Genomic DNA, 10,781 nt, shown 5'->3' on the forward strand with positions numbered 1-10,781 from the left:
TCGGCGAGCTGCTGCAGCGTGGGGTACACCGACCCGGCGCTGGGCTTCCATGCTCCGCCGGACCGGTCGGCGATCTCGGTGATGATCTGATAGCCGTGCATGGGACGCTCGGCCAGCAGGCTGATGACGGCCGCACGCACGTCGCCGCGGGCCATGCGAGGACTGCTGGTGCGCTGCTCGAACTGCGTGCGCAGCTGCTCCATCGCCTCCCAGATGCCGCCCAGCGGGCCGCCCGATCGGTCGCCCGATCCGAACCCGAATCCACCCTGCGGGAATGATCCATTCATGATGCCTCCTCAGACGTGAACGATGCTTAACGATATGTCGGTAAGCATCGTTCAGCAAGACCTTTCTGAAGCTTCAGCAAAGGGCTGCCCCGATACGGGGTGCCGCTCCGAACACCAGGCGCGAAGTCGACGATCCGCGAGGCTTCGACGGGCTTAGTGTTCTGTCATGGGAACCCTCGAGTACAACAGTTCGCGTCCGCCGATCGACGTGGACGACTCCACTCTGGCGCACCTCAAGATCATCATCGGCACGAAGCTGCGGCGCCATGAGAGCTTCATGATGACGTGGGTGCCGGATACCGACGTCGGCACGGGTCGCCTCACCATCTGGATGAATCCGAGCATCCCCCTGATCATCGCCTTCGACGGCAAGGAAGCACCTGCCGTCGACGCCGCGCGACTCAAGCGCATGATGGAACTGCTCAACTCCCGCGGTGAGCTGGTGCTGGATCAGCTGACCTGAGTCGCGCTTCGCCTCAGAGGTCCCAGTCCTCGGTCTGCAGATACGTCGTCTCATCGGGCGCGATGTGGTCGACCCTGTCATGCCGCACTGTGACGATGACCCTGGTGCGGGAGGATACGAGCACACTCACTGCGTCTTCGCCGCCGATGAGTTGCACGAACTTCGGATCGTCTCCGCTTGCGGCTGCCTCGATGTCGGCCATCACCTCGCCCAGTTCGCGGTCCCCGCGCAGGAGGAACGGTCGTCCGTCGATCTCCACGCACGTGATGGCCTTCATCCTGGTGCCGTCCACGCGCCGACAGTAACCAGTCGAGTGCCGGGCACGGAGGGGGGTTGCATCCTCGCGACCCAGTCGCTACCGGACTCACGACCCGTCGAGCATGCGGCTTCTCAGACGCCGCCCAGCGGGCACCGGAACGGCCACACGATCTGACGCTGAATCTGCAGCAGGGCTCCGTTCGTGGGCCGAAACCGTCAGCGCCCGGCGACGGCGAGCTCCGTGGCGGCAGCGGTCAGGGCGGCCACGACGTCGGGCACCACAGCATCCGTGATCCGCGCGGCAGGACCCGAGACCGACAGCGCGGTGGGCTGTCCCAGCCCCGGCACAGCGACGGCGATGCACCGCACACCGACCTCCTGCTCGCTGTCGTCGGCGGCGAAGCCGCGGGCGCGCGACCGGCGCAGGTCGGCGATGAACGCGTCCGGATCCACCAGAGTCTGCGGAGTGAAGCGCGGCAGACCGGTGCGCTCGATGAGCGCGCGCACGTGCGACTCGGGCATGGTCGAGAGCATGGCCTTGCCGACACCCGTGGAGTGCGGAAGCACCCGGCGTCCGACCTCGGTGAACATGCGCATGCGCTGCCGCGACGCCACCTGCCCGGCGTACAGCACCAGGTCGCCGTCGAGCACGGCGAGGTTCGCGGTCTCGTGGAACGCCTCCTCCAGCCCGGTCAGCAGCGGCATCGCGGCCTCCGCCACCTGCGGCACCGCCTGCCTTCCCAGTCCGATCAGCCCGGCACCGAGCGCGTAGCGGCGATCCTCCAGCTGCCGTACATATCCCAGGTGGTGCAGGGTTCCCAGCAGCCGGTGCGCTGTCGGCACGGCGAGATCGGTCTGCGAGGCAAGGGATGCCAGCGCAGCCTCACCACCGGATGCGGCGAGCGCCTCGAGCAGAGCGAAGGCGCGGGCGACGGATTGGACGGGAGCGGAGGTCATGACTTTCACAATACGGAATCATCACTCCAGAATTCGCCGATCTCTCTACCGTGGTCAGTGCACCACCAGACCCGAAGGAGCCGTCATGACCCCGACCACCACCCACCTCGACCGAGCAGACCTGAAGGTCGCCCGCGAGATCGTCGAGTTCGCCGAGACCTCGCTGGCGGATGCCGGAATCGACGCCGACGTGTTCTGGGCCGGCGTCTCCGGCATCGTGCACGACCTCGGTCCGCGCAACGCAGCGCTTCTCGAGACACGGGCCGCACTGCAGGCGCGCATCGACGCGTTCCACCGCGAGACTCCCGGGATGCCCGACCCGACGAAGTACCGCACGCTGCTCGAGCAGATCGGGTACCTCGACGCTTCGACAGGCTCAGCGACCCAGAAGGTCACGAAGATCACGACCGAGAACGTCGACTCCGAGATCGCCACGATCGCGGGGCCGCAGCTGGTGGTGCCGCTGCTGAACGCCCGCTTCGCGCTGAACGCCGCGAACGCCCGCTGGGGTTCGCTGTACGACGCGCTGTACGGCACGGACGCCATCGACCAGGCCGGCGCCCTCGCCCCCAGTCGCGGCTACAACGCGGCTCGCGGTGCGGAGGTCATCGCACGCGGCCGGGCGCTGCTCGACCAGGTCGCCCCGCTCGAAGAGGGCTCGCACGCCGACGTTGCGGTGTATCGCGTGGATGACGAGGGCCTGGTCGTGGAGACCGCCACCGGCATCCGTCGTCTGGCGGATCCGGCCGCATTCGTCGGTCACGCCGGCGAAGCGACCGCCCCCACCGCGATCCTGCTCGCGCACAACGGCCTGCATCTGGAGATCGCCATCGATCGCGCAGGATCCATCGGGCAGACGGATGCCGCCGGCGTGCAGGACATCGTGCTGGAGTCCGCCATCACCACCATCGTCGATCTGGAGGACTCCGTCGCGGCGGTGGATGCCGAGGACAAGACGCTCGGCTATGCCAACTGGCGCGGGCTGATGGACGGCACGCTGACCGAGGAGGTCAGCAAGGGCGGACGCACGTTCACACGTCGGCTGGCCGCCGACCGCGTCTACACCGGGCGGGACGGCGAAGAGCTGGTCCTGCCCGGAAGGTCGGTGCTGTTCATCCGCAATGTCGGCCACCTGATGCGCACGGATGCCGTGCTCGACCGCGACGGCGATGAGGTCTTCGAGGGCATCCTGGACGCCATCATGACCGCCCTCGGCGCACTGCCCGAGCTCGTCGGCGCGAACCGCGGCGCCAACAGCCGCACCGGCTCGATGTACATCGTCAAGCCCAAGATGCACGGGCCCGACGAGGCCGCGTTCGCAGCGGAGCTGTTCGGCCGCGTGGAGCAGCTGCTGGGCCTTCCGGCGCGCACGATCAAGGTCGGCATCATGGACGAGGAGCGTCGCACCTCGGCGAACCTCGCGGCGTCGATCGCGGCGACATCCGATCGGGTGGTGTTCATCAACACCGGATTCCTGGACCGCACCGGCGACGAGATCCACACCTCGCTGCATGCCGGCCCGTTCCTGCCGAAGGGGCGCATCAAGGCGCAGCCGTTCATGCAGGCCTACGAGGATCGCAACGTGCAGATCGGCCTGGCCGCAGGCCTGGACGGACGCGCGCAGATCGGCAAGGGCATGTGGGCCATGCCCGACCTCATGCACGACATGCTCGAGCAGAAGATCGGGCACGTGCGCTCCGGGGCGTCCACCGCGTGGGTGCCGTCGCCGACCGCCGCGACCCTGCACGCCCTGCACTACCACCAGGTCGACCCGTTCGCCGTGCGGCCGTCGCTGCCGGCGTACGACCCCGCATCGCTGGACGTGCTGCTGCAGCCGCCGCTGGCAGCCCCCGGTGAGCTGACCGATGAGGTCGTGGCCACCGAGCTCGACAACAACGTGCAGTCGATCCTCGGCTACGTGGTGCGCTGGATCGACCAGGGCGTCGGATGCTCGAAGGTGCCCGACATCCACGGCATCGCCCTCATGGAGGACCGCGCCACTCTGCGCATCTCCAGCCAGCTGCTGGCCAACTGGCTGCTGCACGGCGTGATCACCGGGCACCAGGTCGACGACGCCCTGCGCCGCCTCGCGCCGGTCGTCGACGCGCAGAACGCAGCGGATGCCGCCTACGAGCCGCTCGCGTTCGGCGACGGCGAGCCCGGCATCGCCTACACCGCCGCACGTCGGCTGATCATGGAGGGCGCGACCCAGCCCAGCGGCTATACCGAGCCGATCCTGCACGCCCTGCGGCGGGCGAAGAAGGCCCGGCAGAGGGGCTGACGCTGGGCTTCCCCGCTCACATCAGGGCTGCCCGCGCCACGGCGCGCATCGCTGGGCTGATCTCGCCGTAGGCCCCGGGCGCGGACAGCATCCGGAGCCGTTCGGCCAGGATCTCCATCTGCGCGTCGATGGTGCCCGCATCCGATGCCCCGCCGAACATGTACCCGTCCCAGCGATCCTCACGATCGCGGTCCTCCCTGCTCGAGACGGCTGCGACCAGCCCAGGCAGATCCGCGAGAGTGAGTGCCGAGCCGTCGGCGATGGCCAGCAGCGCTGCGGCAGTCTCGAAGTGCGGCAGCGCCCTGCTCGTGTACGAGTACGAGCGCCTGTTGCCCATGGCGACGAAGTCGGTTACCGCGCTCGCCCCACGCGCCGGCTCCGTGAGCAGCTTCTTCCCCAGTGCGGTCACGATGACCTCGCCGCGCAGACGGCGCAGCATCCTGGCCTCCCGCACCAACGACACCAGCGCGTCGACATCAGCAGCCTTCCAGCCGAGGTCCCCTGCGAGATCGGCCGTGAACGCCGTCGGAAGCCAACCGCTCTCGGCGTCCTGCGCCACCCCGTCACCGACGCGGTGCAGCAGTGTGCGCACCGCTTCGGTGGCCGACCGAGCATCGGCTTGTGCGAGTGCGACGTTGTCGAGCATCCCGCAGTCTTCCAGGTGCGCGTGCAGCGCCAGTCTGCGCACCGGTGTCAGCCTGGAGAACAGCGACCGGATCAGCGACGAGGGGCGGATGCCGCGCTCGACCCCGTCGAGAGAGGATCTGCTGAAGTACGGCAGTACGATCCCATACTTGCGGGCGAGTTCCTCGTTCACCCGATCGATGCGGAACGGCGGCGCAGCCGTCTGCCACTCCGCGCTCGCAGGTTGCCCCAGAGCGGTCCCGCGTTCGGCATTCAGCACGGCCACGGACTGATCGCCGAGCGTTGCATCGTACGGGTACCCCTTCCGCATGACGGCCTCATGCGGGAACGACGGCAGATGCAGCCGACGCTCCTCCTCCGTCTGACGCGTGACCTGGCCATAGGGGTCCCATCGGGCCTCCGGATACGCCCAGCGCTCCTCATCGCCCGACTCCATCTCTGACGGCGGCTCGTAGCCGACGCTCATCAGGTACGCCTCCGCAAGCCAGGAGCGCGGAGCATCCGACGGCAGCTCGAGCGTGCGGTCGTACTCGGGGTGATCCGCGACGGTCACGTCGACGCGCACCGCAGACGGGGTCCTCATGTGAGATCTGTAGTTCATGCCGGCAACGCTAAGAGCGGGTGCCGACGCCAGAGCCCGCCGATCACGGTGGCTGTGGAGAAATCGCGGGTGAGCACCCGATGTGCAGAAGAGACACACCTGTTCCTGCACATCTCGACATTCCCGTGAGCTCTCCACACTTGCTGGAATCCCCTCTCCCCGAGGTCGGTGGCCCACTGCACGCTGGATGCTATGAGCTACGCCCACTGTCGAAACGAAGATCGCGCATGCATACTGTAAGCATGCCGAACGTACTGATCCGGAACCTGGACCCCGAGGTGCACTCCGTGCTCACCGCACGGGCCGAGGCGCGCGGTCAGTCACTGCAGCAGTACCTCACCGAAGAACTTACGGAGCTCGCCGCGAAGCCGACCCTGGCCGAACTGTTCGCGGAGATAGAGGCTCGACCGCCACGGCCGAAGATCGACCCTCAGGACATCGTCCGCGCGATCCACGAGGGCAGGAAGGGCCGGTGATAGTCGCAGACGCGTCAGCGGTCATCGATCTCATCGCCGACATCGGGCGGAGGAACCCTCTGCGTGATCGACTGTCCGGCGACCGGCTGCTCGCGCCGGACTTTCTTCCCGTCGAGGTGGCATCCGGCCTGCGCGGCATGAATCTCGGTGGAAAGCTCGCCGACAGGGACCTCAGCGATGCCGTCAGCTTCCTCCGACTGCTCCGCGTGGATCTGCATCCGTCGCTCTCGCTGATACCGAGAGCCATGGCGCTCCGTCACAACTTCTCCGCCTACGACGCGAGTTACGTCGCTCTCGCCGAGACGTTCGGATGCCCGCTGCTCACCTATGACGAGCACCTCGCGAAGGCCGCGAAGAAGCACTGCGCGATCGAGGTCGTCTCGCCCTGAGCATCGGGCATCGAGCGCGCTGGCGGACGCCGATGCCTCACCACTGCGCGAGCAGCTCCTTCAGCCGCGAGGCCTCGTCGGCAGGCATCCCGTACGCGTGCTCGGGCGCCGGGTACTCCCGCGCCCGCACCTCGCGCGCATATTCCGAGACACCGGCCACAGACGCCGAACGCACCTCCGCGAACCGCTTGACGAACTTGGCCGCGGGCCCGTCGTAGATCCCCAGCAGGTCGTGCCACACGAGCACCTGGCCGTCGGCATCCGCTCCCGCCCCGATCCCGATCGTCGGGATCCGCAGCCGCTCCTGCAGAAGAGAGGTCACCTCGGAAGGAATCGCCTCGAGAACGATCAGCGAGCAGCCGGCGTCCTGCAGTGCCAGCGCATCGTCGATGACGGCCAGTGCCGCATCCGCTGTCCGACCCTGCGCGCGGTAGCCGCCGAGAGCCGTGGCGCTCTGCGGGGTCAGGCCGACGTGCCCGACCACGGGGATGCCCGCAGCGACGATCGCCCGCGCGCGATCCACGGTGGTGCCGCCGCGCTCGATCTTCACCAGGTCGCAGCCGGCCTCCTTCACGAAGCGCTGAGCGGTCTCGACAGCGAGCACGTCGGATGCCTCGTACGAGCCGAACGGCAGATCCCCGACCAGCAGCGCCCGCGTCAACCCCCGCCGCACGGCCCGGGTGAGCATGAGCATCTCGTCCGTCGTGACCGGGACGGTCGACGAGTAGCCCAGCACGGTCATGGCGGCCGAGTCGCCGACCAGCACCATGTCGACACCGGCCTGCTCGGCGATCTGCGCGCTGGGGTGATCGTAGGCGGTGACCATGACGATGGGCTCGCCGGCCCCCTTCTTCGCCTGAAGATCGCCCAGCGTCAGCGGGCGAGGCGCGCCCGCGACACTCATCAGACGGCCTCCGTGAGCAGCTGATCCACCGCGTCGTCGACGCGGATGATCTCGTTCGATCGCGAGACGTGCACGACGGTGGGCTCGTAGGCGGCGAGATCCTTCGCCGAGTACTCGCCGTAGGAGATGATGATGATCGTGTCACCGGCGTGCACCAGGCGAGCGGCCGCGCCGTTGACCTGAATGGTGCCGGTGCCGCGCTCTCCCGCGATCGTGTACGTCTCGAAGCGCGAGCCGTTGTTCACGTCGACGACGCTCACCTGCTCGTGCTCGAGGATGTCGGAGGCGTCCAGCAGGTCGGCGTCGATCGTGATCGATCCGACGTAGTTCAGGTCGCTTCCGGTGATGGTCGCGCGGTGGATCTTTGACTTCAGCATGGTGCGTCGCATCAGCGGGTTCCCTTCAGGACGTGGTTGTCGATGAGTCGTGCGGCGCCGACGCGGGCGGCGACCGCCAGCAGCGCGTCACCGTCGACGGTCTCGAGCGGGTGCAGATCGTCATTCGAGCGCAGTTCGAGATAGTCGGGCAGGATGCCGGCATCCGCGAGCACGCGCTCAGCGGCGCCGACGATGGCCGCGGCGTTCCGCTCCCCCGCCTCGTGGACGGATGCCGCAGCCTCGAGCGCCCGGTTCAGCGCGGCGGCCCGCTGGCGGGCATCCGCGTCGAGGTAGACGTTGCGCGAGCTCATGGCAAGGCCGTCGGGCTCGCGCACGATGGGGCAGGCGTGGATGCGCACGGGGAGGTTCAGGTCGCGGACGACGCGGCGGATGACGAGCACCTGCTGGGCGTCCTTCTGCCCGAAATACGCGTCGTCGGGTGCGACGATGCCGAACAGCTTGGTGACGACGGTGGCGACGCCATCGAAGTGGAACGCTCCGCGCGCGGCACCGTCGAGCACGTCGGTGAGCCCTGAGACATGGATGGTGGTCGCGAAGCCATCGGGATAGATCTCCGCAGCCTCGGGGGCGAACAGGATGTCGACGCCCTGCTGCTCGGCGAGCTCGGCGTCGCGAGCCTCGTCGCGCGGGTAGGCGTCGAGGTCCTCGGTGGGGCCGAACTGGGTGGGATTGACGAACAGTGAGACCACGACGAGGTCGTTCGCGGCGCGCGCGGCCTGCATGAGGGAGAGATGCCCGGCGTGAAAGGCGCCCATGGTCGGCACGAGGCCGACGGTGCCTCCCTGGGCTCGGGCTTCGCGGACGGCCTCTCGGACGCCGTCGACGGTGCGGATGATCTTCATGACGCCCTCCGTCTCAATGGTGCGCCCGCGCGAGCGCCCGGGCGCCGTCTGCGAGCTGGTCGAACAGCGGGAGAAGGGCAGGGGTCTGCTGGGAGATCGCGTCGCGCTGGCGGCGGACGGTCTGCTCGTCGCCGCGGGCGATGGGCCCGGTGAGCGCTCTGCTTGCGCCCTGAGTGGCCCAGTTCTCGACGGTGCGGTCGACGAGCGGGGCCAGCAGTTCGCGGATCTCGTCGGAGCGGATGCCGGCGGCAACGGCCGCCTGTTCGGCCGCGTCCAGCACGACCAGCAGCAGGTTCGAGGCGAGGGAGGCGGCGGCGTGATAGCCCGCGCGGTGGGCGTCGTCGACAGGGAACGGGTGAGCGCCGAGAGCTTCCGCGAGCTGCGCGGCCGTCCTCTCCGCATCTTCGGTGCAGCCCGCGATGGCAGCTCCGATGCCGTGGAACACATCGGGAGCCTCGCCGCCCGTGAAGGTCTGCAGCGGGTGGATGCTGAAGTCCGCGTCGTCCAGGCCGGTGGCGCCGGAGACGTGGCCGAGCAGTCCCGCACGCGGGCGGGCGACCGCTGCTGCGGCTGCGATCTCGGCATCCGGAACGCAGAGGATGACGATGTCGGATGCCGGGACCTCTTCTTCCCGGTGCAGCGGTCCGGTGACCGCGAATCCGGCACCGCGAAGGGCGCGGGTGAGCACGCCGCCGAGACGGCCGGCGCCGATGACGGCGATAGTCGTCCCGAGGGGTGCGGACGGGGTTTTCATACCGGGTCGAGTATCCGCCCGACACCGATCTCACTCAAAATCTGAGATCACAGTGACAACACAAACTGCATCACTAGCGCGCACTACTAAATAAAATCTGCTCTTTGATTGATCAAATTGATCTCGGCGCTGGACGTCTCGGTGCAAGCGCAGATCCTGCGACTGCTGGACGAGCTGCAACGCGAGCGCGAGCTGAGCTACCCGTTCATCACGCACGACCTGGGCGTCGTGGCCGAGACCGCCGACCGCGTGGCCGTGCTCAAGCACGGCAGACTGGTGGAGTTCGGCGAGGCCGGCCAGATCTTCACGGCGCCGCAGGAGGACTACACCCGGATGCTGATCGAGGCCGTCCCCGCGTTCAGCGCGTGACCGCCGTCGACGGCGACTGACAGCCGTCGGCGCGGTGGGTTCAAGAAACTTCCCCACCTCAGCGCGATTCCCGCTAACGTGTGGGTCAGCCGGTCCCCACCGGCGCGCGGGGCACCCCGGCCCCGCTTCATCCGTCGCGAGACACGCTTCGAGGCCGTGCTGCGTGCCATGCGACCCTGCCCGAACTCAGGTGACCCCATGGTCGGCAAGCGCCCCGCTTCCAGAACACCGAAGAAGAGCCGTCGCGGTTGGATCGTGCTGGCGGTGATCTTCGGCGTGATGATCGTCGGCGGCATCCTGGGCCGCGTCGCGGGGCCGCTGGTCCTGGTGGCGGGCGTTCTCATCGCCGGCGTGGGGATCTTCACGATCGTCAAAGGCGCCGTGCCACGCATCGGAATGAAGTCGCGCAAGTCCGGACTCGTCGCACTCGGCACCGCGGCGCTGCTGGTGCTCGGCGGAGGCGTGGCGGGCGCGGCATCGATGGACACGGGGCAGCAGGCCCCCACGGCATCCCTGAAGCTCATGACCGAGCCGAAGACGCCCACGCACACCAAGACGCCCGAGCCCAAGCCGACGACGTTCGACGAGGTGGATGTCGACACGCCCATCCCGTTCGAGCGCACCACGGTCGATGACGCCACCATCGCCGAGGGCACGACTGCGGTCACGACCCCGGGCGTCGACGGCACCCAGCGCACCACCTACAAGGTCACCTACGTCGATGGCGTGGAGATCGCCCGCGAGGTCGCCGCCGAGACAGTCGCCGTCGCGCCCGTCACCGAGGTCACGACCCGCGGCACGCTCAAGCCGCAGCCGGTCACGAAGCCCGTGCCGCTGGTGCAGCCCGGCAACGGCTGCGACTCGAACTACTCCGGGGCGTGCGTTCCCATCGCCAGCGATGTCGACTGCGCCGGCGGCAGCGGCGACGGCCCCGCCTACCTCTCCGGCACAGCGACAGTCGTCGGCAGCGACATCTACAAGCTCGACCGCGACAAGGACGGCATCGCCTGCAACTGACCCGCCGGCGGCAGCCGTCAGGCCCGGTCGTGCAGGGTGATGCGGTAGCCATCGGGGTCGGCGAAGGTGAAGGTGCGGCCGAACGGACCGTCGATCGGTGCGGACACGATCACGTGACCGTCGGCGACCAGCGCGTCGTG

At 68.5% G+C, this 10,781-nt stretch carries 14 protein-coding genes and 1 pseudogene; 6 read left to right on the top strand and 9 right to left on the bottom strand.

Annotated elements, in window-relative coordinates:
* The coding region (locus tag WA967_RS00710; RefSeq protein WP_424418991.1) for a PadR family transcriptional regulator at positions 1-287 on the bottom strand (287 nt) is incomplete at its 3' end.
* A 166-nt stretch (positions 288-453) separates the two neighbouring features.
* On the opposite strand from WA967_RS00710, the gene WA967_RS00715 reads away from it, so the two are divergent.
* A complete protein-coding gene (locus WA967_RS00715) occupies positions 454-750 on the top strand; it encodes a hypothetical protein (RefSeq protein WP_424418992.1) in 297 nt (98 codons plus the stop codon).
* 13 nt (positions 751-763) lie between these two features.
* Here WA967_RS00715 and WA967_RS00720 read toward each other — a convergent pair whose 3' ends face one another.
* Both WA967_RS00720 and WA967_RS00725 read right to left on the bottom strand, forming a co-directional pair.
* Complete coding sequence (locus WA967_RS00720) at positions 764-1,042, bottom strand: hypothetical protein (protein WP_424418993.1); 279 nt, start codon at positions 1,040-1,042, stop codon at positions 764-766.
* A gap of 182 nt (positions 1,043-1,224) precedes the next feature.
* Positions 1,225-1,965 (bottom strand): IclR family transcriptional regulator, encoded by a 741-nt coding sequence (locus WA967_RS00725; RefSeq protein WP_424418994.1) that lies wholly within the window; start codon positions 1,963-1,965, stop codon positions 1,225-1,227.
* 85 nt (positions 1,966-2,050) lie between these two features.
* Between WA967_RS00725 and WA967_RS00730 the strand changes: the two genes are divergently transcribed.
* Positions 2,051-4,246 carry a malate synthase G gene (locus WA967_RS00730; RefSeq protein WP_424418995.1) on the top strand — a complete coding sequence of 732 codons (2,196 nt, stop codon included), beginning with the start codon at positions 2,051-2,053 and terminating at the stop codon, positions 4,244-4,246.
* Between the two features lie 16 nt (positions 4,247-4,262).
* On the opposite strand, the gene WA967_RS00735 is transcribed toward WA967_RS00730, so the two are convergent.
* Complete coding sequence (locus tag WA967_RS00735; RefSeq protein ID WP_424418996.1) at positions 4,263-5,474, bottom strand: hypothetical protein; 1,212 nt, start codon at positions 5,472-5,474, stop codon at positions 4,263-4,265.
* Positions 5,475-5,734: 260 nt separating this feature from the next.
* Here WA967_RS00735 and WA967_RS00740 point away from each other — a divergent pair, with 260 nt between their 5' ends.
* Together WA967_RS00740 and WA967_RS00745 are read left to right on the top strand one after the other, a co-directional pair.
* Positions 5,735-5,968, top strand: a complete 234-nt coding sequence (locus tag WA967_RS00740) for a FitA-like ribbon-helix-helix domain-containing protein (protein WP_424418997.1) — start codon at positions 5,735-5,737, stop codon at positions 5,966-5,968.
* The gene (locus WA967_RS00745) at positions 5,965-6,357 is read left to right on the top strand and encodes a type II toxin-antitoxin system VapC family toxin (protein WP_298863444.1); all 393 of its coding nucleotides are present in this window, start codon (positions 5,965-5,967) and stop codon (positions 6,355-6,357) included. Before WA967_RS00740 ends, WA967_RS00745 begins: the two co-directional genes overlap by 4 nt.
* A 37-nt stretch (positions 6,358-6,394) precedes the next feature.
* On the opposite strand, the gene panB is transcribed toward WA967_RS00745, so the two are convergent.
* The 4 genes from panB to WA967_RS00765 are packed head-to-tail and all read right to left on the bottom strand — an operon-like array spanning position 6,395 to position 9,255.
* The gene (gene panB / locus WA967_RS00750) at positions 6,395-7,261 is read right to left on the bottom strand and encodes a 3-methyl-2-oxobutanoate hydroxymethyltransferase (RefSeq protein ID WP_424418998.1); all 867 of its coding nucleotides are present in this window, start codon (positions 7,259-7,261) and stop codon (positions 6,395-6,397) included.
* Positions 7,261-7,650, bottom strand: a complete 390-nt coding sequence (gene panD, locus WA967_RS00755; protein WP_424418999.1) for an aspartate 1-decarboxylase — start codon at positions 7,648-7,650, stop codon at positions 7,261-7,263. The genes panB and panD overlap by 1 nt, the downstream gene beginning before the upstream one ends.
* Positions 7,650-8,501 carry a pantoate--beta-alanine ligase gene (panC, locus tag WA967_RS00760; protein ID WP_424419000.1) on the bottom strand — a complete coding sequence of 284 codons (852 nt, stop codon included), beginning with the start codon at positions 8,499-8,501 and terminating at the stop codon, positions 7,650-7,652. The genes panD and panC overlap by 1 nt, the downstream gene beginning before the upstream one ends.
* Positions 8,502-8,514: 13 nt before the next feature.
* Positions 8,515-9,255 (bottom strand): DUF2520 domain-containing protein, encoded by a 741-nt coding sequence (locus WA967_RS00765; protein WP_424419001.1) that lies wholly within the window; start codon positions 9,253-9,255, stop codon positions 8,515-8,517.
* A gap of 108 nt (positions 9,256-9,363) precedes the next feature.
* Here WA967_RS00765 and WA967_RS00770 point away from each other — a divergent pair, with 108 nt between their 5' ends.
* Positions 9,364-9,624: a hypothetical protein gene (locus tag WA967_RS00770; RefSeq protein ID WP_424419002.1), complete on the top strand. Its 261-nt coding sequence runs from the start codon at positions 9,364-9,366 to the stop codon at positions 9,622-9,624.
* A gap of 198 nt (positions 9,625-9,822) precedes the next feature.
* The gene (locus WA967_RS00775) at positions 9,823-10,641 is read left to right on the top strand and encodes a G5 domain-containing protein (RefSeq protein ID WP_424419003.1); all 819 of its coding nucleotides are present in this window, start codon (positions 9,823-9,825) and stop codon (positions 10,639-10,641) included.
* Between the two features lie 17 nt (positions 10,642-10,658).
* Here the strand turns inward: WA967_RS00775 and WA967_RS00780 are convergent.
* A pseudogene (locus tag WA967_RS00780) lies at positions 10,659-10,781 on the bottom strand (VOC family protein); the annotation flags it as partial.

This window comes from Microbacterium sp., from assembly GCF_049650565.1.
Classification (GTDB): Bacteria; Actinomycetota; Actinomycetes; order Actinomycetales; family Microbacteriaceae; genus Microbacterium.